Raw genomic sequence first — 26264 nt, 5'->3', positions numbered from 1 at the left:
ACTGTAGGCGCGGCGTGTTCGGCTACGGTCGATCCGGTGACCGGTCGCACCGCCCGCCTCTGCGTCACCGTCGCGCTCACGCTCACGATTGCCTCGTGCGGCCATCCCGGCCGACCACCGGACCCGGCGGTCCCGGCGGCCGCGGCGCCGACCGTGACGCCGACCGGTCCGTTCGCATCCGTCATCGGCCTGGTCAACGACGCGGTTACGGCGCACCGCATGCCGGGTGCGGTGCTGCAGATCGGGCACGCCGGCACGGTTGTCTTCCGGCAGGCCTTCGGCTGGCGCAGGCTGCCGGACGAACCCGGCCTCGACGGCGCACCGGCGCCCGGCGAGCCGATGACCGCGGATACGATCTTCGATCTGGCGTCGCTGACCAAACCACTGGCGACCACGGTTGCGGTGCTGCAGCTCTACGAAAAAGGCTTGGTGCGCATCGACGACCCGGTGCAGGCGTACGTGCCGGAGTTCAACGCCGACAACGATCCTCGGCGGGCCCGGGTGACGCTGCGCATGCTGCTCACCCACACCTCGGGCACGGGCGGTGATCTCAGCCGGCAGGGTCCGTGGGGGTTGACGGGCCCGGACAAGGCCGAGGGTCTTCGCCGCGCCCTGACCGCGCCGTTGGAGTTCGGCCCGGGCGAGGGATTCCACTATTCCGATATCAACTTCATCATTCTCGGAGCGCTGGTCGAGAAGCTGACCGGTGAACCGTTGGACACCTATGTCCAGGATCACGTGTTCGCGCCGTTGGGGTTGGCCGACACCCGCTACCTCCCGGCGGCCAAAGCCTGCGGGCCGCACCACATCCGCGGAGCGGCAGTCGTTTTCGACCCGGCGGCGCATCCCGCGGGCCCGTGCCCACCCGGCACGTGGCGCACCGACCTGCTGGCCCGGGTCGCGCCGACCGCACACGATGACGACACCCCCGGCCTCAACCCGGACTTCGATCACCTGCTGCGCGGCACCGTGCACGACCCGACTGGGCGGCGCATGGGTGGTGTGGCCGGCAGTGCCGGCGTCTTCTCGACAGCCGCCGACATCGGTACCTACGCCCAGGCCCTGCTCGACCGGCTGGCCGGCCGGCCGAGCGCCTTCCCGCTGAGCCGGGCCACGCTGCAACTCATGACCTCACCACAACAACCCGGCCACACCCCCGGCCAACTCGAGGCGGCACGCGCCGCGGAGCGGCAAGCTCTCGACACGTCAGCCGACCGAACCGATCCCCTGCTCGCCCCGGACTACCCGGCGATCGCGGGACAGGATCTGCGCGGGTTCGGTTGGGATATCGACACCGAGCTGTCCAAGCCGCGTGGCCTCGTCTTCCCGATCGGCAGTTTCGGGCACACCGGTTTCACCGGGGTGTCGCTGTGGATCGATCCGGGTTCGGACACCTATGTCGCGGTGCTCGCGAATGTCATCCACCAACGCGGCGGCCCGCCGATCGTGCGGCTCAGTGGGGACGTTGCGACGTTGGCGGGCCGCGCCCTGCACCTGTACGGCAGCTAGCCCGTTCCCGCCGCCCGCCAGGGCCGGGTCAGGTTGGCCGGCTCCAGGATCGTCTCCAGCTGTGACGGCGTGAGCAGCCCACGGTTACGCACCAGCGACGCGATATCGGAGCCGGAGTGCAAGGCGTCGGCGGCCAGTCGGGTCGCCGCCTAGTACCCGATATACGGGTTGAGCGCGGTGACCAGACCGATGGAATGGTCGACCGTGGCACGCATCCGGGCGACGTTGGCCGTGATGCCCACGACGCACCGGGTCCGCAGCGTGTCGCACGCGGCGGTCAGATGGGCCAGCGATTCGAACAGGCTGTGCGCGATGATCGGTTCGAAAGCGTTGAGCTGCAACTGACCACCCTCGGCGGCCATGCTGACCGCGATATCGTTGCCGATCACCTCGAAAGCGACCTGATTGACCACCTCCGGTATCACCGGGTTGACCTTGCCCGGCATGATGCTCGACCCGGCCTGCACCGGCGGCAGGTTGATCTCTCCGAGACCGGCTCGCGGCCCCGACGACAGCAGCCGTAAGTCGTTGCAGATCTTGGACAGTTTGACCGCGGTGCGTTTCAGCACACCCGACAGCTGGACGAAGGAGCCGACATCCTGGGTGGCCTCGACCAGATTCGATGCCGTCACCAGTGGCAGTTCGGTGATGGCACAGAGTTCTTCGCACACCGCCTCGGCGTAGCCGGGGTGCCCGGTGAGTCCGGTGCCGATCGCGGTGCCGCCGAGATTGATCTCCGAGATCAGCCGGACGGCCTCGCCCAGCCGGTCACCGTCCTCGCCGACCATGACGGCGTAGCTGCCGAATTCCTGGCCCAGTGTCATCGGCACCGCGTCCTGCAGCTGGGTGCGGCCCATCTTGAGGTGACCGCCGAACTCGGCGGCCTTGTCGGCGAATGCCGATACCAGCTCGGCCATCGCCAGTTGCAGCCGGTGCACGGCGAATTGGAGCGCGACCTTGAGTGCGGTCGGGTACACGTCGTTGGTGCTCTGGCCGAGGTTGACGTGCTCCAGCGGGTGCAGGTGCCGGTAGTCACCGCGCCGGTGGCCGAGCAGTTCCAGTGCCCGGTTGGCGATCACCTCGTTGGCGTTCATGTTGGTCGACGTGCCGGCCCCGCCCTGGATGACGTCGACGACGAACTGGTCGTGCAGCTTGCCGGACTTGATCTCGGCGCACGCGGCGACGATGGCGTCGGACTGCTCGGCGCCGAGCAGCCCGAGCCGGTGATTGGCCCGGGCGGCGGCGAGTTTCACGCATGCCAGCGCGACGATGAGTTCCGGATACCGCGAGATCGGCGTACCGGTGATGGGGAAGTTCTCCAGCGCACGAGCGGTGTGCACGCCGTAGTAGGCGGCGTCGGGGACGTCGTAGTCGCCCAGCAGGTCATGCTCGACGCGCAGATCAACCGACGTCACGGCTGGCCGCCATCAGCCGCGGCGAGCAACCGCTGACGGATCCGCGCATCCGACGCCGCGTCGAGGAGGGTGAGCGCCAGCGCCTGGGCGCCGTCCACGATGGCTCGGTCGGCGGCCGGGGTGATCGCCGCTGCCGCGAACTCGGGTTGATGGTTGACCGCGGGCAGTGAGTCGATGCCGATGTACGGGTGAATGGCCGAGATATGTTGGGAGACATTGCCCATATCGGTCGACGCCCGGTTCATCAGCGAGTCCGAGCCGGAGCTGAACAGCCGGCCGAGTTGTTCGGCACGGCGCGCATAACGGTCCAGCAGCACCTCGTCGGTACGGAACTCCGCGTACGGCTTGCTCTCCGGGGTCACCGTCAGCTCACAACCGGTGGCCAGGGCACCGGCCTCGAAGCACCGGATGACGCGCCGCTCCAGCTCGGCCAGTTCGGCCAGCGATCCGGCGCGCACATACCAGCGGCCCTCGGTGCGCTGCGGAATGGCGTTGGGCGCCTCTCCCCCGTTGGTCATGACACCGTGCACCCGCACGTCGTTCGGCAATTGTTGGCGCAGCAGCCCGATGGCGACCTGGGCAAGGGTGAATGCGTCGGCGGCGTTGACGCCCCGGTCCGGGTAGGCCGCGGCGTGCGCGGATTTGCCGTCATAGCGAATGTGGCTGTGCGACACGGCGTACGGCTCGGCACGCGCGACATCCACCGGGCCGGGATGCACCATCGCCGCGGCGTGGATCCCGGCGAAGCCGCCGCGATCGAGCATCTCGATCTTGCCGCCACCACCTTCCTCGGCCGGGGTGCCGAGCACCGACAGGGTGATCCCGAGGTCGTCGACGTACGGCGCGAGCGCCAGCGCGGCGCCGGTCGAGATGGCGGCGATGATGTTGTGCCCGCACGCATGCCCCAACCCCGGCAGCGCGTCGTATTCGGCGCACAGTGCCAGGTGCAGCGGCCCGCTGCCGCAGCGGGCCAGGAATGCGGTGTCCAAGCCGGTGAAGCGGGGCTGCACCTCGAAGCCGCCTTCGGCCAGTTCGCCGGCCACCCGAGCGCAGGAACGCACTTCCTCCCAGGCGGTTTCGGGATGGGCGTGCAGGTCGTGGGACAGTGCCAGCATGCGGTCGTGTGTCCGCTCGCCGGCGCAGCGCACGGCATCTTCCAAGGCGGCGGTCATAGGTCGCCCGGCACCCCGTAGGACGGAGCGGCCGTGGGGTCCAGACCGCGGGTGCGGTAGTCGGCCTTCTGCGGTTCCCACACCGCCCACAGCCGGTGCAGTTCGCCGATCGGGTCATCGTGCCAGTCGACGCGCAGATCCGTTACCGGCCAAGCAACGTCGTCGACCACCTGAAGGCCCGCCGAGTGCACCGGGCCGGCCTCGCCGCCGGCGGCCAGTGCGGCGGCCAGCCCGTCGAGCAGGCGTTGTTCGGTGGTGGGGGCGCTCGAGGTCTGGTACCGCTCGATGAGCGCGGTGATGACGGCCGGGTCGGCCAGCATGTTGCCTGCGGCGGCGGCGGCGTCGGTGCTGACCTCGTGCCGGATGCCCAGTGCCTTGGCGCCGGTGTGGATTGCGGTGCGGCCGGCGCCGTCGACCACGACGAGTTGGCGGTAGTCGGCGTGCGGTTCGTCCGCGATGGTCGCGTCCAGTGCCGCGCGGGCGTCCGCCCCACCCGCCAGGGCGTCCAGGGCCGCCGTGCCCAGCCGCGGGTTGGTGACGTTCTGGCTCGCCACCGCACCCACACCGGCGCGCAGGTGCACGCAGCGCGACGCGACGGCGGGGCTGGACGAACACACGACCATGCCGAACGCCGAACCGTCGCGGACCACCAGCGAGAAGGTCATGACGGATCCTGGCTCAGCACGGCGGTGGCGTCGATCTCCACCAGCCATTCGGGCCGGGCCAGCGCGTCGACGACAAGTCCGGTCGACACCGGGTAGACGCCCTTGAGCCAGCGGCCCATCACGCGGTACACGGTTTCGCGGTACCGGATGTCGACCAGATAAACCGTCACCTTCACGATGTCGGCGAGGCTGCTGCCCGCTTCGTCGAGCAGTATGGCGATGTTGGCCATCGCCCTGTCGGTCTGCGCCTCGACATCGCCGACGCCCACCGACTCGCGGGTGTCCAGGTCTTGTCCGATCTGGCCACGCAGATAGACCACCCCGCCCGCGACCACGGCTTGGCACAGGTCGTTGTCCAGGTTCTGCTCCGGATAGGTGTCCTTGGTGTTGAACGGCCGGATCCTGCGGTGGGTCGCCCCGGCCGGGGTGGCGTCGGTCATCGACGGGAGTCCTTTCTGGATCACGTTGGGCCGTCAGCGATCGGCGAGTGCCGGCGCCTGGTAGGCCAGGTAGCCGCGCTGGATCATGATCTGGTCGGCCAGGTATTTGGCGTCGTGCCAAACACCCCAGATGAAGCTCGATCCGCGCCGCGATTGCCATGGCAGTCCCAGGAAGTAGATTCCTGGTTCGGTGGATACGCCGCGCTGGTGGCGCGGCCGGCCGTGCTCGTCGAAAGCGTCGACGTGCAACCAGCCGTAGTCGAAAGCGAACCCGACGGCCCAGACGATGGACGTGATGCCGGCGGCCGCCAAGTCCAGGGAACCGATCGGGTCGGTGATGCACTCCGGGTCCGGGCCGAACGTCCTGGCCTCGGGTTCCTCGGGCAGGTCCAGCCCGTTGCGGGCGATATAGGCGTCGGCCTCGTCGAGCATCGAAAGATAGTTGGCGTCGCCGCGTTCGATGTTCTCACGCAGGTCCGCGGCGAAGGTCATCACGCCGTCCCGGTACGCACCCGCCATGCCCAGCAGGGTGATGCCGGTGGCGGCCAGGTCACGGAAGTCGACGGTGTGCCCACCGTGTGCGCCGCTGACGGCGATGGTCACGTGCTCGGCGCCGCGCGGTGGGGCGGCCATATCCCATTTGCCCAGAACACCCAGCCACCAACAGAAGTCGCGGCCGCGATACCGGCGGGGCGGGCGGTCGTGCGGGCCGACCGCGAGATAGACCCGCCGGCCGGACTGCCGGAGCTCGTCGGCGATCTGCACCCCGGACGACCCGGCCCCGATCACCAGGACCGCACCGGCGGGCAACTGCCCGGGATTGCGGTAGCCGCTGGAGTGAATCTGGCGCACCCCGGCGGTGTCGGGGACGACGGGTGGGATGACCGGCTTCTGGAAGGCGCCGGTGGCGGCCACCACGAATTGGGCGTGGATGCTGCCGTCGGAGGTATCGACGTGAAAGCCGTTATGCCCGTCCACCTTTCGGACCGAGTTCACCTGCACACCGGTACGGATCGGTGCGTCGATCTTGTCAGCGTAGGCCACCAGGTAGTCGGCGACCTGCTCCTTGCCGGCGAACGCGTCCGGCGGGACGTCGAACTCAAGCCCCGGGAAGCGGTCGTGCCAAGCGGGGCCGTTGGCCACCAACGAATCCCAGCGCCATGACCGCCAGCGTTCGGCGACGCGATCGCGCTCGAGGACCAGATGTGGCACGCCATGAGCCGAGAGGTGTTCGCTCATCGCGATCCCCGCCTGACCCGCCCCGACGACGAGAACCTCGACCTCTTGGCTCGACAACTTGACCTCCCCAGAATCGGCTACCTTGCTCGCGTCTTCCATGGTTCAGCCCGACGGCTACATCTGTACAGCGCATAGATCCGATGTACGGCATCGGAGAAAACGATCCTCGCACGTCGGAGGCGTCAGACTCCTGGCGGATTGGCGAACAACGTGCGGCACAACTCGGCGACGACGCCCGCACGCCGGGTGGGCCGGGCGGCGACGGCGTCCAGCAGGATGACGGTGAGGCTGGGCGGGTCACCGCTGATCGGCACCGCGGCGACGGGATGCCCGTCGAGGGCGGTCGGCACCGCCGCGCGCAGGTTGAGCACGCAGTAGGCCAGGCCGCGGCCGACCAGCGCCCGGCACGTCTCCACCGTGGTGGATCGGAACCGGATGTTGGGCGTGACACCGGCGGCGGCGAACACACTCTGGAAGTAGTCGCGGCTGTGCGGCAGGTCCAGCAGCACCATGGGTTCGTCGGCCAATTCGGCGAGGTCGATGCTGTCCCTGGTCGCGAAGCGGTGCTCCCCGGACAGCAGCACGTAAGGCGGCAGGGTGAACAACGGCCAGCGCTTCAATCGCGGATCGTCCACCAGGTCATATCCGATGCCCAGTTCGAAGGTGCCGTTGGCGACACCCTCGGCGAGATCGGCGAGATCGACCTCGGTGGTGTGCAGGTGCAGCCGGGGCAGCTTTTCGGCCACCGCGGCGAGCAACTCGGGCAACAGATACGGGGCGACGACCTGGAAGCACCCGATGGACAGGGTGCCGCTGAGCGAGGTGCCCAGACCCTGCGCAACGGCGCGGAGGTCGGCTGCGGACGCCAAGAGTTGGCGGCTGGCCACGAGCAGTTCCTTGCCCGCCGGCGTCAGGCTGATGCCGCGCGCGTGATGGCGCACGAGAAGTTGTACCGACAGCGCGTTTTCGAGGTCGGCCAGCGCGGCCGACATGGCCGACTGGGACAGGTGTACCGATGCCGCGGCGCGCGTGACGCTGCCGGCCTCGGCCACGGCGACGAAGTACTCGAGCTGGCGCAAGGTGTAGTCGGACATAGGGCACCTCGTTGGGGACGGATCGGATTTCACAAGTTGCGACGTCGATTTGGCCGAGTGCAGAGCGGGGCGGCGCGAGTGGTTTCGCGGCCCCTCACCGCGGACGATCGATTTTTACGATGCTGATCATCTAAAAGTCTCGTTTTGACGAACCGGGGATTGGCACGACTATAGCCAACAAGCTGGCACCGATCACACAGAGAGCGGAATGGCATGACTTCTCCGACGCGTCCCGACAGAGCGCCCACCATCGAGGTTCACAGCGTGGGCTTCGTCCCCCATCACCATCGTCATGGCGCGCCGCGCAACCTCTTCACCCTCTGGTTCGGGGCGAACGCAATGGGCGTCACGCTGTTGACGGGATCTCTTGCCGTCTTCAGCCATCTGAGCCTGCTCTGGAGCGCGATCGCCATCACGATCGGAACGCTCGTCGGCGCCATTTTCGTGGCCTACCATTCGGCGCAAGGGCCGGCGCTCGGACTGCCCCAGATGGTCCAAAGTCGCGCGCAATTCGGCTATTACGGCGCCAACGTGCCCCTTGTCGCCGTCATCGCGATGTACCTCGGCTTCTTCGGCGGCGGCGCCATCCTGATGGGCTCGGTGTTCGCCGAACTCTTCGGCGGTGGCCTCGAATGGGGGATCCTGCTCGGCGGTGCGCTGGCCGTGATTCTCGTCGTCTTCGGCTACCGCACCTTGCACGTCGTCGGCAAGATCATCACGCCGGTGTTCATCGCCGTCTTCGCACTGTTGACGGTGATCGCGATCATCCACTGGCCGGGCGTGGCAGCCGACGTGTCGATCGATGCCGGCGGTTTCTCCACAACCGGATTCTTCTTCGTGTTGGGGATCGTCGCGGCGTACATGATCACCTACGGTCCCTACGTCGCCGACTACTCCCGCTACCTGCCCGCCGACACCAAGGCCGCGCCGACGTTCTGGTACACCTACGCCGGCATCTCACTGGCCGGCATCTGGATCTTCGTCGTCGGCGCCGCATTGCAGTACGCCTACTCCTCCCTGGGCATCGTCGAAGCCGTCGCGACAATGGCGGGAACCGCCGGCCCGGTGGTGCGGGTCCTGGTCCTGCTCGCCCTGTTGTTGGGCCTGATCAACATCAGCGCCCTGAACATCTACGGCGCGTCGATTTCCGCCATGACCATCACCACGACACTGAGGGCTGAGCATTCCGCGCCCTCCAGGTCGTTGCGGTTGGCGTTCATGACCGCCATCGGAATTCTCGGCACCGCCGGGGCGGTGTTCCTCTCCGAGGACCTCGTCCTGGCCTACGAGAATTTCGTGTTCTTCCTCATTGCCTTCCTCATCCCGTGGTCGGCGATCAACTTGGTCGACTTCTATCTGGTCCGCAAGGGCCACTACAGCGTCGCGGACCTCTTCACACCGCGAGGTCGCTATGGTGGCGTGAGTTGGATCGGTATCGGCGCGTATCTCATCGGGTGTCTTGCGCTGACGCCTTTCATCAGCACGACGTTCTACACCGGACCTCTCGCCACCCGACTGGGGTTCGACATCTCCTGGCTCGTCGGCATGATCGTTCCCGGAGCGATCTACGCGGTGCTGTGGAAGATCACGGGGCTACCGATCGAAGCCGATCACCCCGACCGCGCCGACACCGCCATCGCATCGACCGTCGACGACAACCATGTGCCGGAGGTGGCGTGACATGGGTGACCGCGACCCGGTTGTCCGGGTGGCAGCAGCACAGGCGTCACCGGTGTGGATGGACCGGGAAGCCAGCGTCGACAAAGCCATCGCCCTCATCGACGAGGCAAGCAGCAAGGGAGCCAAACTCATCGCCTTCGGCGAGAGCTGGCTGCCGGGATTTCCCTTCTGGATTTGGCTCGGCAACCCGCGCTGGGGATCCGATTTCTTCGTTCGGCTGCACCAGAACAGCGTCGAAGCGGACGGAAAAGAGCTGCGGGCCATCGGCGAAGCCGCCGAACGCAATGACATCGAGGTGGTTCTGGGCGCCACCGAACGCGACGGCGGCAGCCTGTACTGCACTCAGTTCTTCGTCTCGCACGACGGGTCACTGCGCGGCAGGCACCGCAAGCTCAAGCCCACTCACGTCGAGCGGAGCATCTGGGGTGAGGGTGACGGTAGTGACCTGTTCGTCCTCGAAACCCCCATCGGCCGTATCGGAGGGCTGAACTGCTGGGAGCACCTGCAGCCTCTGAGCAAGTACGCGATGTACGCCCAAGGCGAGCAGATCCATATCGCCGCCTGGCCCGCGCTGTCGATCTACGAAGACGACGCATACGCACTCGGGGTCGAAGCCAACATGGCGGCGTCCCGGACCTATGCGCTCGAAGGCCAAGGTTTCGTGCTCGCCGTGACCTCCGTCGTCGAGGACTCGGTGATCGAGCAGCTCTGCAGCACCGACGAGCAACGCCGGCTGCTCAAGCGCGGCGGTGGCACGACCACGATCTTCGGACCCAATGGAGCCACGATCGCCGGCCCTCTGGGCTCCGACGAACAAGCGCTGCTGATCGCAGATCTCGACTTCAGTGAGATACGCCGTGCCAAGCAAGCCGCCGATCCCGCCGGTCATTACGCCCGCGCCGACGCCACCCGACTGCTCCTGAACCGGAGCCCTCGGACCACGGTCGAGCATCGCGGACTTCCTGACGGCTCACAACCGTCGGAGCCGGCGTCTTTCGTGTCCGTCCCGCCGGAGTCCGACTGACGCAACGAAATGGACTACCTGCGCGACGATGCGTTGGCCATCGGGAATCTGCTGCTGAACAATGACATCGCGATGCTTCACGGACGCGCGATGTCCTGTTGTGGCCGCGTCAACCTGGACCGTCGTCGGCGTTATGCCGCCACGTGTCTGCGGGCATGCGCGATCGCCTCGTCGAGGGTGTCGACGAGATGGTTGTCGTGACGCAGGCCGTCGAAGACGCCGACGTTTCGCAACAGCGACTCATGTTCGGGCTGAACGCCTTTGATGATGACGGTGATGCCGCTGGCTTCCAGCTCGCTGGTGATCTGGGCCAGGGTGTGCGCCCCGGTAGCGTCGAGCAAACCGAGCTGGGACAGCCGGATGATCACCACATCCACCTCGGGATGACGCGCGTCGCTGATTGCGGCCGAAATACGCTCGGCCGCACCGAAGAACATGGCACCGTCGAGCCGAAGCAACGCGATCCGCTCGTCCCCCGGCTCGGCCGGCCCAGGAAGCTCTTCCCGCGCGACGCTGCTGCGCCGGGCCAGGGCCCGCAGGGCGAACAGCGCGGTCACCGCGATACCGATCTCGACGGCATCGATGAGGTCGAAACAGACCGTGACAACGGCGGTCAGCGCGAACGTGACCGCGCTCGACCGGCTGGCCCGCACGATCCGGACGATGCTGCGGTACGGGACCATGCGGAAGGCGGTCACCATCAGCACCGCGGCAAGTGCCGCCAGCGGGATCTCCCCTACCGGGCCGCTGGCGAGGTACACCACGGCCAGCAGCAGCACCGAATGCGTGATGGCGGCAACCCGGGTTCGCGCACCCGAGCGGACGTTCACCGCGGTGCGCGCGATCGCGCCGGTGGCCGGCATCCCGCCGAACACCCCGGAGGCGACCGAGGCCAAACCCTGGCCCACCAGTTCACGATCGGGGTCATAGGGTCCGGTCGCGGACATCGCCGCGGCCACCCGCGCCGAGAGCAGTGACTCGATGGCCGCCAGGGCGGCGATGGCCAGCGCCGCACCGGCGAGGGTCTTCAGCGCGGCGAGGTCCGTGTGCGGCCACTGCGGAGTCGGCAGACGGTCCGGTAACGCGCCGATGCGCGCGACCGTCAGACTGAAGCCCGCCGCCAGCACGGTCGCGGCGATCACCGCCAGCAGCGAGGCCGGAAGTGCCGAATGCAGCCGGGGTAGCACGACCATCAGCGCGGCCGTCACCAGCACCACCACCAGTGCGGCACCGGCGGTGCCGACGTCCGCCGCCGCCACCACCTGCGCCGCGGCGGCCAGCGGGGACCGGCCCTGCGGGACAGGCTGGCCGAAGGCGGCCGGAACCTGTTGTAGGAAGATGATCACCGCGATGCCGAGGGTGAATCCCTCCATCACCGGCCACGGGATGAACGTCACGGCGCGCCCCAGCCCGGTCATGCCGGCGACGACGACGATCACGCCGGCCAGCACGGTGACCAGCGCGACGCTGCCCACCCCGTAGAGCGCGACAATGGGCGCCAACACCACCGCCATTGCCCCCGTCGGACCCGACACCTGGACATGTGAGCCGCCGAACACCGCGGCCACCACGCCCGCGACAACCGCCGTCACCAGGCCGGCCGCCGCGCCGACACCCGAGCTGATTCCGAACGCCAATGCCAGCGGTAGTGCCACCACGCCGACGGTCAGCCCGGCGACGAGGTCGCGTGTCCAGGTGGTGCGCAGGCCGGTGTAGTCGGCGCTACGCGGCAGCATCCGAACAGCCCGGCGAACCTGCTGGCCGATCACGTCGCCGAGCCGATGGGAGGCAGGGACCCCACCGCGTCCAGCCGATCGCGCTGTGCGGCAAGGGTGTCCACCAGAAAGGTGCGCGCGATCACCAACAGCTCGGCGATCTTCGGATGCGCGAGCTGGTAGTAGACGGCATTGCCGACGCGCTGGCCGCTGACTACGTGGTGGCGCTTGAGCACGGCCAGGTGCTGGGAGAGCAGGGTCGGTTCGAGATCGCTCTCGGCCAGGATCGTGCTGACCGGTGTCGGGGCGCTGTTGGTGGACAGGATCTCCAGCACGCGAATGCGCGCCGGATGCGCCAGCGCCTTGAACAGGTTGGCCTTGATCTCGTACAACGGTCGCTCAGCGCCGCCCAGGAAGCTGTCCGCCACGTTGCTCGGCCCCTCACATGGTGCATGGATAGTGGATTGCGATAATTCGCAATCCATCATACCGCTAGCTATGCTCGGTCCATGCCGACCGAACACGTGCCCACATCCAGGCCGGGTGCGCTGCAGTACATCGCGTACTGCTACGGCAAGCGGTTGCCGGACTCCATGCGGGCCTGGGTTGCTCAGGACCTCGCGGGTCCGGGCGCGACCGTGCGCATGATGGCCAGGGTGGCCGTGCCGGCCGTCCTGGTCCTGGCACCCATCTGGTTCATCCCGATGTCGCTCTATCTGCACGTGAGCATGACGCTGCCCATCTTCATCCCGTTCGTGTTCTTCTCGCACGCACTCAACAAGGTGTGGCGGCGTCACATGCTGGCCAAGCACGGCCTGAGCACCGGTCTCGTCGACAAGCTCTCCCGTGAGCGCAACGCACATATCCACCGGGCCTACGAGCAGCGCTACGGCCCGAGATCCGGCGGGCCCAGCAGTCACGACATCTGAGGTGTCTCAGGATTCGACGCCGAGAACCGATCCGCCCTGACGCTTCGGCAGCGTCGCAAGTGGGATCGGCCGCCCGAGGACGCGTTCGGCCGCGCGGTGCCCGGACAGCAGCGCCCCGTTCACCGTCGCGGGATCGGTACTCCACGTCGCCTCGCCGGCCAGGTGCACCGCACCGCCCACCGGGGTGGCCATCGCGTCGTGATCCTCGTGCGTTGCACCCACCGCCACATACGAATACGAACCGCGAGACAACGGATCGCTCCCCCACCCTGTCACCCACGAGCCGACCGGCTCGTCGACGCTGTCACCGTAGATCTGCCGCAGGGAACTCACCACCGAAGCGACGACCTGTTCATCGCTCATCGCCTCCACCTCCCGCCCGCGTGGTCCACCGGCGAAAGTCAACAACATCGGCTGCCCACTGACCGCCGACACGTCATACCAGGAATGCCAGGTGTCACCGGCAGCACCCTGCTGGCGGATCGCATACACATCGTCGGGCCAGAACCGGTGCGGGAACTGAACGAACACCTTGACGAACACGCCCATGCCCAACCGCTCGATCGGGCCGGCGACCACGTCCGGCAGGGCGGGCACGAACTCGATCGCACCGGCCTTGAGCACCCCCAGCGGGACGGTGATCACCACATTGCGCGCCTCGAAGGCGGCCGCATCGGTCTCGACCCGCACGCCTGCCTCCGACCACGTGACCGTCCGCACCAGCTGGTCGAGCCGAATATCCAGTCCGCCAGCGAGATTCACCGCCAGCTGGTCATAACCACCCGGGAAGATCACCTCATCCCCGACAATCGCATCCTCGTCCAGACCGTGCGCCGCGACATCGCTGATGTGCGCGCCGCACTGCTCTTCGGTGCGATGACGGTAGAACTCCCATACCCGTTGGCCACGGTCGGTATCCCAGCCCTGCGCGGCCACCGCCTGCGCCGCCACGTCGGCATAACTCTGCCCGGCGCTCGACGCCGCAACGATCCGTTCCAGTTCGGCATCCGCGGCATGGACGTCGTCGGCCCACCGCCGTGCCGCGGCGGGATCCAGCGGCCGGAAAGCCGGGTCGTAGTTGGCGATCGGTCGGCTGTCGGGTTGGAACGCACCCACCGTGAACTCGACGGTGTCCATCCCGAACGCCGCGGCCAGATCGGTCAACGGGTTGCCTTCGATACCGTGAATCCACGACGCGCCCAGATCCACACAGAACCCCGCCGAGCGATCCGTCCACAACCGGCCGCCGATCCGGTCCCGCGCCTCGAGCACCACCACCCGCCGGCCGGCCAGGCTGAGCAACCTCGCCGCCGTCAGGCCGGCCACGCCGGCACCCACCACGACGGTATCGAATGTGTCCATCGACATCCTCTTCGACTCTGTGATCATCGGTCGCCGAGTTCGGTCAGCACCCGATCCAAAGCATCCACGAAAGCATCCGCCTCGTCGAGGGTGAGCGTCAGCGGTGGTTTGATCTTCAGAACGTTCTGACGCTCGGACGTGGCCTGCAAGATGATGCCGTAGGCCAGGATCCGCTCGCACAGCCACGCGGTCTCATCCATTGCGGGTGTGCGTGATTCGCGGTCGGTGACCAGTTCCACACCGAGGTACAGGCCCGTCCCGTGCACCGTCCCGATGAGCGGGTGCTCATCGGCCAGTCGGCAGAGCCGTTGCCGCAGGTGCTCCCCGACCCGATCCGCGTTGGCCTGCAATCCTTCGTCGCGGATCACGTCGAGTACCGTCGAGCCCGCCACCGCGCTGGCCGGCGCCCCGGCGGCGGACGAGAAGAACATGCCCTCCTCGCGCAGAGCGTCGGCGATCTCGCGGCGGGTGATGACGGCGCCGATCGGATACGCGTTTCCCGCGGCTTTGGCGACGGCGATGATGTCGGGGACGACACCCTGGAATTGCGAGCCCCAGAACGCCTTTCCGAGGCGCCCGTACCCGACCTGCACCTCGTCGGCGATCGCAAGCCCGCCGTGGTGACGCACAGCGGCATACGCCCCGGACAGGTAGCCCGCCGGCGGGATCACTCCACCGGCGTTACCGAGCACGGGCTCACAGATGAAGGCCGCCGGGGCGCGGTTCTGGGCGACGAGTCCGGACACGACTTCGGCAACCTGTGCCGCATAGCGTGTTCCGGCATCCTGTCCCCGGAAGGGCCCACGGTACGCGTTCGGCGCGTCGACCAGGTGCACCCAATCGGGTCGCGAGGACAGGGCACTCGGATTGTCGAATGCGGATGTGCTCACCGAGTCGGCCGCCATCGTCCAGCCGTGGTAGCCCTCGCGTACCGCGATGACATCTCGCCGTCCGGTGGCGACCTGGGCGAGTCGCAGGGCAAGGTCGATCGCCTCGGAACCGCTGTTCACCGGAATCACGGTGTCCAGGGCCGGATCCGGCGACTGGGCCACCAGCCTCTCCGAGAAGTCGGCGTAGGCCTGATACAGGAATCGCGAGTTCGTGTTGAGCAGACGTAGTTGCCTGCCGACAGCGTCCGCGAGCCGCGGGTGGCAGTGCCCGATGGCCGTGACGTTGTTGACCATGTCGAGGTAGGCCCGGCCTTGGGTGTCGATGAGTCTGGTGCCCCAGCCTCGTTCGATCTGAGGAGGCTCGCTGTAGTAGCGCTCGGCGGCGCCACCCATGGCGCGGTCGCGACGTTCCCGTGCCACGTGCAGCTCGAGGAGCGGGTCGGGCACGGCCGCGACCCCGAGGATCGGCGAAGGATCTGCCGCACCATCGGTTTCGTACTCGTCGTCCGGCCCGGCGAACACCGGCGCCGCGGACGCGTCCCGTACCCGGCGGGTGACAACGATCCGGCCGAGACCTTCCGGATCCGGACGTACCCGGCCGATCGGCTCGCCGGCGCGGATGTCGCCGCTCGCGGTGACGCTCGAGATGCCGTCGATCCGCAGCACCACCCCGTTGTCGGTGAGCTCCAGTCCGGAGTCATGCTGCACGAGGGTTCCCGAGAAGGGCGCGCTGACAAGGGTTCCCGGGCGGGTCCATAGCTCCACACAGCGGGCACGCGTCGGTGCGGGTTGCCCCACATCCAGGCAGACACGGCTGAGCCGGGTCTCACCGAACCGCATTGCCGCGACGGGGGCGCCGGACAGCGCCTCCCGGACCAGCTCGCGCTCCACCCCGGGCGCGATCCAGCGTCCCCCGTCGAGCGCTTCGCTGCGGACACCCAGGTCCAGCACGGCGGCTTGTCGCAGTCCGGGAATGACGTCGGCATAGTCGAGACCCGGGCGATGGGTCCGGCCGGCCGCCAGCCGCAGCTGCGGAATGGCTTGGGCCGCATCGCAGTCGACGGTCCGCTCGAACACCTGCCATTCGTGCTCGAGGCGCTCGCGGGCGTACCCGTTGTCCGGATCGATGCGCAGTTGCGACCATCCGCTCACGGCCAATACCGCGCCGCGCAGGATCATCATCGGCCAGATGGCGGCGAGTTCGTCATCGCTGAGCGGCACGGCGCCGACGAATCCCCGAACCGCTCGGCCCACCATGGCCAGACTGTCGGTGCGGCCGAGAACGTCGGCCGCGAGTACGGCGAGTTCGGCGACGCGCCAGGATGTTATGACATCGCCGAGATCCACCACCCAGAGCCTGCCCTGGCCGTCACGAAGCACATTGTCACTGGTGAGGTCGCCGTGGATGATCTGTCGCGGCAGTGCGGCTGCCGACGTATCCAGCTGTGCGGCAGCGTCCCGCGCCGCGCGCAGACAGAGCTCGCGGCGATCAGCCGGGAGATCGCCGGACAGCGTCTCGACGACGTCGAGGCTGCGGCTGAGCTCCCACTGGAGTTCTCGGTGCGAGGCGGCGTGCTCGACGCCGGCAAGCGCGCCGACGATGCGCCCGGCCAGAGCACCCAATTGCTCCGCGAGCACCCCGGTCATGGGCCCGAGCTCGGCGACCGCATCCCCGGCGACCAGTTCGAACGCGCAAGCGCGCGCCGTGCTTCCATCGGCGGTGCGGACCTCGATCGATCGCTGCCCGTGCACCGTGGACAGCACGGCGGGCGTCGCGATGCCCGACCCGCGCAGCCGGTCCGAAACCACGGCCTGCAGCTCCAACACGTCGGTCGGTACCGAGGGGTGGTTGATCTTGAACAGGAGTCCGTCACCGGAGACGGGGTCGACGCGGTAGTTACGGTCCTGCTGGCTGCCGAGCTCGCTGATCGTGCCGTGGATGCCGAAGTGCTCGGCCACCAGGTGCGCGGCGTCCTCGGCTTCCACGCTGGGACGCGCGAGGCGCCACCGATCACTGGTCACGCTACTCCCACCTGACTCATTAATTCGAACCGCATCGATTCGCTTGGTAACTATACGTTACCGAGTGTGGTCATTCCATGAGTTATCAACACCAACTCTGGTGTCAGGCGTGGCCCGGATGACCGGACCTGACCGGAATCAGCGCACGCCCCACTCGAAGCGGTGCGTCCGGATCCCGTAGTAGGTGAACGTCTCGGCCCGCGCGACACCCGGGGTGGCCCGCACCTTCTGGTTGATCACTTCGAACAGCCCGGCCTGGTCGGTCGCGATCACCTCCACCAGCAGGTCGTACCGGCCGGCGGCGAGAACCACATAGATCACGTCGTCGATCTCGTTGAGCGCCGCCGCGATGGCCTCGATATCACCGTCGGCGACGATGCCGACCATGGCCATGCTGCGGTACCCCAAGCGAAGCGGATCGGTGACTCCGACGACCTTGAGGATCCCGCGCTCCTGCAATCGCATGAATCGCTTGCGTGCGCCGCCGGCGGTCAGGCCGACCAGTTCCCCCAGTTCGGCGTAGCCGATCCGACCGTCCTTCTGAAGCGCGGTGACCAACACCCGGTCGATCTCGTCGAGCTCGTCGTGGGCCTCAGAAGAAGGCGATGTCATGTTCTTCTCCCCGTATGAGTGCGGCGCCTCGCTGGGTTCAGCCGAATGCGCATCGTAACCGACGGGAAGTTACAAGAAGCCGCGGTACGCGACCGTTCGGACCTCGCGGAGGTGCCCACGCTTGAGAGAATCTGACTCGCCCCGACGATACCGGCGGCTACCGTGGGAACACATCCGCGACGCCAGGAGCCCGAGATGCGTTACGCCGCGATGCAGCTGTCGATCCTGACGCCACGGCTGCGCCTACAGCAGCGTGAGGCAAGCGATGCCGAGTGGAATCACGAACTTCTCGGTGAGCACGACGGTGGGACCACCGAGTCGTTGGAGAGCGTGCGCCGCCGGATGGCCGAGCAACGAGAAATGGCCCGTGAAACCGGAATCGGGCTCGCGACCATCCGCAGGCGCTCCGATGACGAACCTCTGGGTTACTGCGGGCTCATCGTCGGGCGTTGCACCCTGGACGAACCCGAGATCGCGTACGAGCTGCTGCAGCGGTTCCACGGGCAGGGCTACGCGACGGAGGCGGCCCGGGCGGTGCTGGCCGCAGCATTCGCCACGGGCCGGACCCGCATCTGGTCGACGGTCGGCGCCTGGAACGAGGCGTCACTGCGCGTCCTTGAAAAGATCGGGTTCGACCGCCATCACGAGACCATCGACGAACGCGGCCGGCCGTTGATCTATCTGGTGTGCGAGGCCCACTCTCACCCGTCGGCCCCGCCCCGGCGATGATCTGTGGTCGGCGGTATCCCGCCGATGACTTGACCCTCACCCGACGTGAGGGACCAACCTGAACGACATGGCGCAGGAGACACAGGTGGACGGGCTGACCGTGGGCGACGTCGCGCAACGATTCGGCATCACGGTTCGCACACTTCACCACTACGACGAGATCGGGTTGTTGACCCCGAGCCGGCGCACCGCCGCGGGATACCGGGTGTACACGCCGGCCGACCTGACGCGCTTGTCACAGATCATCGTGTATCGGCGACTGGAGCTTCCACTCGACGAGATCGCGAACCTGTTGAACGAGGGCGACGCCGTCAGCCACCTGATTCGCCAACGCGAACGCGTCATGGCCAGGCTCGACGAGATGAAGGAGCTCGTCGAGGCAATCGATCAGGCATTGGAGAAGGCGATGACCAACACCCCCATGACCGACGACGACATGCGCGAGCTGTTCGGCGAGGGCTTCGACGACTACCAAGCCGAGGCCGAACAGAAGTGGGGCGAAACCGAGGAATGGAAGGAATCCCAGCGGCGCAAGCAGCGGTACGGCAAGCAGGACTGGGTCCGGATCAAGACCGAGGGCGAGGCCGTCGAGAAGGCGCTCGCCGACGCCTTCCGGGCCGGACTGCCGGCCGATTCGGTCGAGGCGATGGACGCCGCCGAGCAGCATCGGCTGCACGTGAATCACTGGTTCTACGACTGCCCGCCGGCGTTTCACCGCAAGCTGGGCGACATGTACGTCTGCGACCCCCGGTATGTCGCCAGGTACGACGAATCATTCGGGCTTGCGGGTCTTGCCGCCTACTGCCGCGCCGTGATCCACGCGAACGCGGACCGCGCCGAGCGGGATTGACGGCGCCACTTTTCTCGGCCGTCAGGCGGCGAAGATGCGATCGCGGATCTCGAATTCGAGACCTATCGCCTCGGCGACGTACACATCTTGTGCCAGCTGGTTCCCGCGCAAGCTGACCTCGCCGCGTGGACTGATATAGGTCATGCCCTGAGCGGCTGTCATCATGTCGGGAATCCGCAGCGAGCCCGCCCGCGACGCGAGGGCGATCAACAGGGTGATGGCCTCGAAACAGGACTCACCGATGCTGTTCAGAGCTGGGGCCGCAGCTCCGAAATGCGCGTAGTAGCGGCTACTGAACTCGGCTCCTGCGGTGGTGTTCAGCGCCTCGAAGTATCCTGCCGCTGCGAACAATCCGGTATTGCTTTCACTACCACTGGCCATCAGCATGTTCTCTTCGACGTGCGGGCTCAACCGCGGCACCGAGGCGGCGAGGCCGGCCGAGGCGAACTGCCGGTTAAACGCCACACCGTCTCCTCCCACCAGGAGGAGCAGCACTCCCGCCGCGCCGCTGCTGTCCACCTGCCGGATGGCGTCGGTGAAGTCGCCGGTTCCCAGCGGCAGATAGATCTCGTCGATCAGCGGGCGACCCTGGGCACGTGCGTGTAACCGCGCGGCAAAGCCGGTCTGTCGCGGCCAGATGTAGTCGTTGCCGATCAGCAGCCATCTGTCGATGCCGTACTCGGCCTTCATCCAATCCATGGCGGGCAGCAGCTGCCGAGACGGGGTCTCGCCGGTCAGGAACAGCCCTGGTGTCCGCTCGCCCCCCTCGTAGAGCGGACCGTAGACGTAGGGCACCCGATTGGCGGTGACGCGAGCCACGGCCTGACGAACCGGCGATATATGCCAGCCGGTGACCGCATCGATCGCGCCGACGCTCAGTAGCGCCGAGATGTCGGCGGCAACCTCGGCGGGCGGCCTGCTGCCGTCGACCGGAATCAGTCGGATCGGCCGGCCGAGCACCCCCGAGCCGTTGTTGACCTCGGCGATCGCCAGTTCGGCACACGCCATGCAGGACGGACCGTAGATGCCGGCCGAACCATTGAACGGGATGACCAGCGCGATATCAATGGTGTCCCGGCGCACCGGCGGCGCGAACTCGTTCATCACCACACCTCCAACGAATGTTCGCCATTCGGGATACATGCTCGACCGCCGGTGTTACGTCGACGTTTCACAACTGTTCTGGCGAGGAAAAGTTGCCCTCCAGAACCATTCGCCTAGCGCATGGCCGGCACGGACAGCTGCGCCAACCGGGACAGCCCCCGCACCAATGCCACCGCGGCCTCTTCGCCGAACTCCTCGATCAAGGTGGATTTGACCCACCCTTCATGCCGAATCAGCTTGCGCACCTTGGTCTTACCCCGCGCCGAGAGGTAGACCAGCACCCGCCGCCGGTCCATCGCGTCGACGCGGCGCAAGACGAATCCCCCGTCGACGAGTTTGTCCACGATCCTGGTCAGCGTGGGGGGTGCGATCACCATCCCGGCAGACAGCTCGCTCATGGTCAGCCCGTCGCCGGAACGGAGTGCGCCGAGCACCCGCCACCCGTCCAGGCTTGTGACGTCCGCGTCGAGAAGAGCGTTCGACAGTGTGCCATTCCACCACCGCTCGACTCCGAACAGTACTTCGGAAAGGCTCTCCAAGCTTGTCGTGGAAGGCACTTCGTCTCCTGCCTGAAGCTGTTGTTCATCGGATACTCGTTGGGGTGCAGCATATCCCCGCTATCTGTACAGCTGCTGCACCGATCATGCGGGAGCAGCGGTCTCGCCACCGTTGGGCAATCGCATCAGGCGCCCCACCACCGAAGCGCCCCATTCGGAGGCGATCCCGAAGGTCGCCCCCACCAAGGCGGTTGTCGCCGCGACCAGCGCCGGGTTGGACAGCCCTGGAGAGGTAATCCCGTTGCCCGTGGCCGCGATCGTGCCGACCGTCATGGCGAACCCGAAAACCACCGCCGGCGCTGCCGAGATCCACCGCAGCCGCGATGCCTGCACCATGGCCAGGCTCCCGATTCCCACGGCGATCGCGAGCACCACGGCACTACCGGTGAACTGCACCGACAGCAATGTCAGTGTCGCGATCACGATACCCGCCCAGTTGCACGCCACCGATTTCACGAACCCTGCCCAACCCGATCCGACGAAGAAGAACGAGGCCCAGGCCAGGAACAACACCCACACCGGCAGCGGCCATACCGTCGCCGTCAACCATGTCGACACCGCACCGAAGAAGCCGACGCTGATCGACAATGCAGTCACCTTGGACACGTCACACTCCTAATGATGATGGTCATGATCGTGATCGTGATCATCGTGGGACAGGTGCTCGAGCTCGACCCGCGTTCGCTGCTCCAGCGCATCAGGCTCGAAGAAGCGCTTTTGCCCCGCCAGTCGGCAGAACGCTTCGCCGAACTGGCGGTAGTACACGCCCGGGTCACAGACATCGACGAGCCCGGACTCGTCGATCACGGCGATCAGATGAGTCTTGAACTCGTCCCATTCGAACGCGCCCGTCTTACACAAATGCACAACCAGACCGAACAATCGACCTTGCCAGGGCGCATCGAAGACCAGTTCACCGTTGGACCGGGGCAGCGCCAACGTGGCGCCCTCGGTGTCGAATTCGGTGAAATCGAGGGTGGCCGACATCTAAGCCCCCGGCCCGGTGCCGACCAGTGCGGTCCCCACCATCGAGTCCCTGCTGATCAACGGAATCAGCTCCTCCACCGAAAGGCCCTCGGTACCCGCAGGGCGCTGAGGCACCACCAGATAACGGATTTCGGCGCTGCTGTCCCAGACGTCGATGCTGACCTCATCGGGCAGTGTCACACCGAACTCAGCGAGGACGCTGCGCGGCTCCTTGACCACCCGAGCCCGGTACTGGGGGTACTTGAACCACGCGGGCGGGATACCCAGCAGCGTCCACGGGTAACACGAGCACAACGTGCACACGACGACGTTGTGCTTTTCCGCGGTGTTCTCCACCGCGACCATGTGTTCGGTCTGCAAACCGGTGAAGCCCATGTCCGCGATGGCAGCGGTGGCATCCCGCAGCAACCATTCCTTGTAGTCCGGATCAGTCCAGGCCCGCGCCACCACCTTGGCGCCGTTGACCGGGCCCATGTCGTTCTCGAACGACGCCACGACCGCATCGACGGCCTCGGATTCGGCCAGACCCTTCTCCACCATCAGCGACTCCAGCGCGTTGACCCGCGCTTCGACATCGGATAGCGACAACCAGTCCATCTTCGTCAATCTCCTTGTGATCTCTTGGGTTCGGTCAGTCGGTAACGGGCTCGAGGTAGTTCTCGAACAGGTCGGCGTACAAGTCGAACTGTTCGGGTGTCTGCTCACCCCACAGCTCGGTAGAGGTGAAGCGCACCATGTACAGCTGGTGCGGCTCATCGGTCTGCCGGTGTGCGCTGGCCGCCGGGTCGTGGTAGGCCCCATACTGCTTGGCGATCACACCGACGGCTCGATTGAGATACCCGGGCAGCCGATTGTGCGTGGTTTCATGGAGATTGCGCACCCGGACGGTTGCCCCGACCTCGTAGACCGGAGGGGCGTCCGCCGGCAGATCGTGTGGGGTGCCTTTCCACAGCACGTCGATCATCTGCTCGGCGAACGGCGACAGCGTTTCCGGCTTGGCGGGGTGGGGCGTCATGTCGGGAGTTCCCAACTCGGCCATCCGCGCGTCGATCTCGTCGTGGGTGATGTAGCCCTTGTCGTTGAGCAGTTTCTCCACCGAGAACAGCCAGTGCGCGTAGTAGGTCGAGTCGGTGTAGTCGCTCCAGCGCATCAGTTCGATACCGTGGCGCTGCTCGTCGAGGTTGAATGCGCCCTTGGCGATTGCCATCGCCGTGACGGCGTGCATCCGGCCTTCGAAAGGGTAACGCCAATCCGGGATACCCGGCTCGAGGAACTCAGTTGCGATGGGCCCGAGCCCGTCGCGTCCCCCCACGTCGTGTGGGCCATGCATACCTAGGGTCTCCGATCTTTAGTTCGTCGGTCAAATACTTCCGAAATACAAGTAAACGCACCCAGACGGGTCGCGCAATCGGAACGGCCCGCCGTAACACAGCTTTTACACAGCCCGTCAGCCGCTGTTACGGCTGGGTTTCCAAACAGGCCAAACATACGTCCCGTGTTGACGCACCCATCGATTGGGCAACAGAATCCAGTTGGCAACCAATAGTTGCGTAATGGAAGTAATGACCTCAGGAAGGATCGAACAATGACCGCATCACACACCTCCGCCGGCACTCGATCGGTCGCCGTCGAGACACCCGACAGCACCGTCGTCTCCACCGCCCTCTGGCTGACCACCACGGCCACCCTTGCTCTGATCGTCTACTACTTCCTCGGGTACGACCAGGGAGCCGTGTCGGTCTTCGGCGCCGACACACATGTCCATGAGCTCTTCCACGACGCTCGGCACATGCTGGGTTTCCCCTGCCACTGAGAGTGATTCGACATGGAAAAGAAGTACACAGCGCTCGGCATAGGGTCGGGCCTGGTGGCCGGGGTGGTGTCATTCGGGTATGCGCGAACGATGATCACCCCGCTCATCGACACGGCGATCGGTTACGAGGGCGACCGCTCGCACGCCGAAGCCACGCTCAGCGGCACACATCCGCACGAGCACGAGATCTTCAGCCGGTCGTTCCAGCAGAACGTCGGTGCCGGTGCCGGCACGATCCTGTTCTGCATCGTGATGGGTGCGCTGTTCGCGGTGGCTTTCACCGTGGCGGTGCGGTTGCTGCAACGTAGGGTCTCGGTCAGCCAGCGTTGCGTCGCCGGATGGCTGGCGCTCGCCGCTTTCGTATCGATCACCCTCGTGCCGTCGCTGGCCTACCCGCCCAATCCACCCGGCGTCGGCCTGGAGGAGACGATCGGCGATCGGACCACTGCCTACCTGGTGATCGTGGTCGCCTCCGTGGCGCTGGCCGTGGTCGCGGCGGTGATCGGTGTCCGGCTCACAGCCAAGGTCGGAGCCGCGCTCTCCGCCACGGTGAGTGTCACCGGATACGCACTGGCGATGTGCGCAATCGCTGCGGCACTGCCCTCCTTCCACGAGGTACCGCTTCCGCTCACCGCACCCACAGGCGAGCTCGTGTTCGGCGGATTCCCCGCAGAAGTGTTGAGCGACTTCCGGATCGGATCACTGGTCGGCCAGGCGATCATGTGGGCGGTGATCGGGGCCGGATTCGCGCTGTTACTCCCCGGCCGACGACGTGACTCCGACGCCCCCACCCCCAACGTGACGAAGGTAGTGCATGGACATCGTTGAATTCACCCCCACACCGGATCAGTACGTCTGGACCTTCGGCGGGGCCGAACCGGCACTCGAAGTGGCACCGGGCACGGCACTGCAACTCTGGACAGAAGACGCATTCGCCGGTCGGGTCACATCGCGAACCGACAAACCGAGTCAAGTGCTCAACCCCAAGGAGCTCAACCCACAGACCGGCCCCTTCTACGTCACCGGCGCCGAACCCGGAGACACGCTCGCCATCCACATCGTCTCCCTGGAGCCGGCCCGGGACTGGGCCGCCTCCACAACGATCCCCCTGTTCGGCGCTCTCACCGGCACCGACCGAACTGCCGGATTGCAAAGTCCCTTACCGGAACTCACGTGGATCTACGAGGTGGACCGGGCCGCGGCACTGGCAACCTTCGTCGCCCACGAAACCGATTTCACGATGACACTGCCACTGGCTCCGATGCTGGGCACCGTCGGCGTCGCACCGGCGCTGCGCGAGGTACGCACCACGCTGGTGCCCGACTACTTCGGCGGCAACATGGATACCCCCGAGTTGCGGGCCGGGACGACGGTGTACCTGGGCGTCAACGTCCCCGGCGCCCTGTTCTCGGTCGGCGACGGCCATTACCGGCAGGGGGAAGGCGAAACCTGCGGCACGGCACTGGAAGGCGCGATGAATGTCCGCCTGATCGTCGACCTGATCAAGGGCGGCGCACCGGCCTGGCCCCGCTTCGAGCACGACGACGCCTTGCTCACGGTTGGGTCTGCCCGACCGCTCGAGGATGCCTGGCGGTGCTCGCAGGTCGAAATGGTGCGATGGCTGCAGGAGCTCTATCACCTCGGCCAGCTCGATGCCTACCAACTGTGCAGTCAACTCTGCCGGTCACCATTGGCCAACGTCGTCGACGTGAACTACAGCGCGGTCACCAAGATCGACAAGGGACTGTTACCGGCCGCAACCGCTTACCACGGCACACACACCCGGCTGCGCCAGTTGGCGCAGACACTGTAAAGGCGGTCCTGCACTTCGGCGTGCCGGTGGTGCGAGTATGGCTTCTCACATTTCGTATCCACCGGCGCCCGGTGACCTGCGCCCATCGCAGCATCCTCACGACGCAGCCATTCGACGATGTTGGGTGGCCGATGGACGGGCCAAGCGCTGCAACATATTCGCTATCGTCGCCTACGTCGACGACAGGCTGACTGCAGCAGAGCGTCACACCGATAAAGGCAAGGCAGTCGAGCATATGGTGCTGGGCCACGTGATGTCTGGCCGGCTGTTGCTCAGTTTGCGCCGCCTGACGCAACGCGCACACCACAGGGTCATCACATCCAAAGGCAACAGACGCCGCTACCGCGACATAGGGCCGCCAGGATATTCCGGGCGGATACCCCGCCGGCCGGGGCTGCGCATCGAACTCGTCAGCGTGGTGGTCGGCGCGGCCGGAGCGCGTGGCGGCAGATCCATCAGGACTAGCAGCAACGCGCCCCGAGTATGGGGTGAATTTTTCGTCGATGAACGAGCTATCGATCTCTCCCTACATAGCATTGCCCCAATCTGTTTGTCTGCAGTAAACCGGCTCTTCATGATTGAGGGTGTAGAACGGTCAGCTGCTGTCGGCCTGTGATTGGGGTGTCTGGTTGGCTGGGTGTGT

Annotated in this window: 26 protein-coding genes and 1 pseudogene; 10 read left to right on the top strand and 17 right to left on the bottom strand. The window is 66.6% G+C overall.

The window, feature by feature from the left end:
• Window positions 1-36 precede the first annotated feature (36 nt).
• Entirely contained in the window at window positions 37-1509 is a 1473-nt protein-coding gene (locus AWB94_RS21570) for a serine hydrolase domain-containing protein (protein WP_084395030.1), read from the top strand.
• Here AWB94_RS21570 and AWB94_RS21565 read toward each other — a convergent pair.
• From AWB94_RS21565 to AWB94_RS21540, 6 genes and pseudogenes are all read right to left on the bottom strand, one after another.
• Window positions 1506-2924: pseudogene (locus AWB94_RS21565) on the bottom strand (aspartate ammonia-lyase). The gene AWB94_RS21570 and the pseudogene AWB94_RS21565 overlap by 4 nt on opposite strands.
• On the bottom strand, window positions 2921-4096 hold the full coding sequence (locus tag AWB94_RS21560; protein ID WP_062655416.1) for a M20 family metallopeptidase: 1176 nt from the start codon (window positions 4094-4096) through the stop codon (window positions 2921-2923). Before AWB94_RS21560 ends, AWB94_RS21565 begins: the two are co-directional and overlap by 4 nt.
• Window positions 4093-4761: a DUF1028 domain-containing protein gene (locus AWB94_RS21555; protein WP_062655417.1), complete on the bottom strand. Its 669-nt coding sequence runs from the start codon at window positions 4759-4761 to the stop codon at window positions 4093-4095. The genes AWB94_RS21560 and AWB94_RS21555 overlap by 4 nt, the downstream gene beginning before the upstream one ends.
• Window positions 4758-5201 (bottom strand): RidA family protein, encoded by a 444-nt coding sequence (locus AWB94_RS21550; RefSeq protein WP_062655418.1) that lies wholly within the window; start codon window positions 5199-5201, stop codon window positions 4758-4760. The genes AWB94_RS21555 and AWB94_RS21550 overlap by 4 nt, the downstream gene beginning before the upstream one ends.
• A 33-nt stretch (window positions 5202-5234) precedes the next feature.
• A complete protein-coding gene (locus tag AWB94_RS21545) occupies window positions 5235-6497 on the bottom strand; it encodes a flavin-containing monooxygenase (RefSeq protein WP_062655459.1) in 1263 nt (420 codons plus the stop codon).
• A 125-nt stretch (window positions 6498-6622) separates the two neighbouring features.
• Window positions 6623-7534 carry a LysR family transcriptional regulator gene (locus AWB94_RS21540; protein ID WP_062655419.1) on the bottom strand — a complete coding sequence of 304 codons (912 nt, stop codon included), beginning with the start codon at window positions 7532-7534 and terminating at the stop codon, window positions 6623-6625.
• A 264-nt stretch (window positions 7535-7798) separates the two neighbouring features.
• Between AWB94_RS21540 and AWB94_RS21535 the strand changes: the two genes are divergently transcribed.
• Together AWB94_RS21535 and AWB94_RS21530 are read left to right on the top strand one after the other, a co-directional pair.
• Window positions 7799-9214, top strand: coding sequence for a purine-cytosine permease family protein (locus AWB94_RS21535; RefSeq protein WP_165605282.1), 1416 nt, complete (start codon window positions 7799-7801; stop codon window positions 9212-9214).
• Between the two features lies 1 nt (window position 9215).
• The gene (locus AWB94_RS21530; protein ID WP_062655421.1) at window positions 9216-10238 is read left to right on the top strand and encodes a carbon-nitrogen hydrolase family protein; all 1023 of its coding nucleotides are present in this window, start codon (window positions 9216-9218) and stop codon (window positions 10236-10238) included.
• Window positions 10239-10369: 131 nt separating this feature from the next.
• On the opposite strand, the gene AWB94_RS21525 is transcribed toward AWB94_RS21530, so the two are convergent.
• Window positions 10370-11974 carry a SulP family inorganic anion transporter gene (locus AWB94_RS21525; protein ID WP_062655422.1) on the bottom strand — a complete coding sequence of 535 codons (1605 nt, stop codon included), beginning with the start codon at window positions 11972-11974 and terminating at the stop codon, window positions 10370-10372.
• 29 nt (window positions 11975-12003) lie between these two features.
• On the bottom strand, window positions 12004-12381 hold the full coding sequence (locus tag AWB94_RS21520) for an ArsR/SmtB family transcription factor (RefSeq protein WP_062655423.1): 378 nt from the start codon (window positions 12379-12381) through the stop codon (window positions 12004-12006).
• A gap of 81 nt (window positions 12382-12462) precedes the next feature.
• Here AWB94_RS21520 and AWB94_RS21515 point away from each other — a divergent pair, with 81 nt between their 5' ends.
• Window positions 12463-12882: a DUF5313 domain-containing protein gene (locus tag AWB94_RS21515; RefSeq protein WP_062655424.1), complete on the top strand. Its 420-nt coding sequence runs from the start codon at window positions 12463-12465 to the stop codon at window positions 12880-12882.
• A 6-nt stretch (window positions 12883-12888) separates the two neighbouring features.
• On the opposite strand, the gene AWB94_RS21510 is transcribed toward AWB94_RS21515, so the two are convergent.
• From AWB94_RS21510 to AWB94_RS21500, 3 genes are all read right to left on the bottom strand, one after another.
• Complete coding sequence (locus AWB94_RS21510; protein ID WP_062655460.1) at window positions 12889-14244, bottom strand: flavin monoamine oxidase family protein; 1356 nt, start codon at window positions 14242-14244, stop codon at window positions 12889-12891.
• Window positions 14245-14267: 23 nt separating this feature from the next.
• A complete protein-coding gene (locus tag AWB94_RS21505; protein ID WP_062655425.1) occupies window positions 14268-17156 on the bottom strand; it encodes an aminotransferase in 2889 nt (962 codons plus the stop codon).
• A gap of 138 nt (window positions 17157-17294) precedes the next feature.
• On the bottom strand, window positions 17295-17768 hold the full coding sequence (locus AWB94_RS21500) for an Lrp/AsnC family transcriptional regulator (protein ID WP_062655426.1): 474 nt from the start codon (window positions 17766-17768) through the stop codon (window positions 17295-17297).
• 195 nt (window positions 17769-17963) lie between these two features.
• Between AWB94_RS21500 and AWB94_RS21495 the strand changes: the two genes are divergently transcribed.
• Complete coding sequence (locus AWB94_RS21495) at window positions 17964-18497, top strand: GNAT family N-acetyltransferase (protein WP_062655427.1); 534 nt, start codon at window positions 17964-17966, stop codon at window positions 18495-18497.
• Window positions 18498-18582: 85 nt separating this feature from the next.
• Complete coding sequence (locus AWB94_RS21490) at window positions 18583-19347, top strand: MerR family transcriptional regulator (protein ID WP_062655461.1); 765 nt, start codon at window positions 18583-18585, stop codon at window positions 19345-19347.
• 21 nt (window positions 19348-19368) lie between these two features.
• Here AWB94_RS21490 and AWB94_RS21485 read toward each other — a convergent pair whose 3' ends face one another.
• The 6 genes from AWB94_RS21485 to nthB form a co-directional block, all read right to left on the bottom strand.
• Complete coding sequence (locus AWB94_RS21485) at window positions 19369-20451, bottom strand: substrate-binding domain-containing protein (protein ID WP_062655462.1); 1083 nt, start codon at window positions 20449-20451, stop codon at window positions 19369-19371.
• A 113-nt stretch (window positions 20452-20564) separates the two neighbouring features.
• Window positions 20565-21008 carry a MarR family winged helix-turn-helix transcriptional regulator gene (locus tag AWB94_RS21480; RefSeq protein WP_062655428.1) on the bottom strand — a complete coding sequence of 148 codons (444 nt, stop codon included), beginning with the start codon at window positions 21006-21008 and terminating at the stop codon, window positions 20565-20567.
• A gap of 84 nt (window positions 21009-21092) precedes the next feature.
• Window positions 21093-21614 carry a DUF1097 domain-containing protein gene (locus AWB94_RS21475; RefSeq protein ID WP_062655429.1) on the bottom strand — a complete coding sequence of 174 codons (522 nt, stop codon included), beginning with the start codon at window positions 21612-21614 and terminating at the stop codon, window positions 21093-21095.
• A gap of 9 nt (window positions 21615-21623) precedes the next feature.
• Entirely contained in the window at window positions 21624-21995 is a 372-nt protein-coding gene (locus AWB94_RS21470) for a nitrile hydratase accessory protein (protein WP_062655430.1), read from the bottom strand.
• Window positions 21996-22592 (bottom strand): nitrile hydratase subunit alpha, encoded by a 597-nt coding sequence (gene nthA, locus AWB94_RS21465; protein WP_062655431.1) that lies wholly within the window; start codon window positions 22590-22592, stop codon window positions 21996-21998.
• Between the two features lie 34 nt (window positions 22593-22626).
• Window positions 22627-23325 (bottom strand): nitrile hydratase subunit beta, encoded by a 699-nt coding sequence (gene nthB, locus AWB94_RS21460; protein WP_062655432.1) that lies wholly within the window; start codon window positions 23323-23325, stop codon window positions 22627-22629.
• Between the two features lie 255 nt (window positions 23326-23580).
• On the opposite strand from nthB, the gene AWB94_RS21455 reads away from it, so the two are divergent.
• The 4 genes from AWB94_RS21455 to AWB94_RS34690 all read left to right on the top strand — a co-directional run bounded on the left by AWB94_RS21455 (window position 23581) and on the right by AWB94_RS34690 (window position 26237).
• On the top strand, window positions 23581-23808 hold the full coding sequence (locus tag AWB94_RS21455; RefSeq protein WP_062655433.1) for a CbtB domain-containing protein: 228 nt from the start codon (window positions 23581-23583) through the stop codon (window positions 23806-23808).
• Between the two features lie 12 nt (window positions 23809-23820).
• Complete coding sequence (locus AWB94_RS21450; RefSeq protein WP_062655434.1) at window positions 23821-24636, top strand: CbtA family protein; 816 nt, start codon at window positions 23821-23823, stop codon at window positions 24634-24636.
• Window positions 24623-25621 carry an acetamidase/formamidase family protein gene (locus AWB94_RS21445; RefSeq protein WP_062655435.1) on the top strand — a complete coding sequence of 333 codons (999 nt, stop codon included), beginning with the start codon at window positions 24623-24625 and terminating at the stop codon, window positions 25619-25621. The genes AWB94_RS21450 and AWB94_RS21445 overlap by 14 nt, the downstream gene beginning before the upstream one ends.
• Before the next feature lie 124 nt (window positions 25622-25745).
• Window positions 25746-26237: a hypothetical protein gene (locus AWB94_RS34690; protein WP_131805217.1), complete on the top strand. Its 492-nt coding sequence runs from the start codon at window positions 25746-25748 to the stop codon at window positions 26235-26237.
• The last annotated feature ends 27 nt before the right edge of the window (window positions 26238-26264 follow it).

Origin of the sequence: Mycolicibacterium canariasense, assembly GCF_002101555.1 — a bacterium.
Taxonomy (GTDB): Bacteria; Actinomycetota; Actinomycetes; order Mycobacteriales; family Mycobacteriaceae; genus Mycobacterium; species Mycobacterium canariasense.
This window is presented reverse-complemented; position numbering and strand designations above follow the sequence as displayed.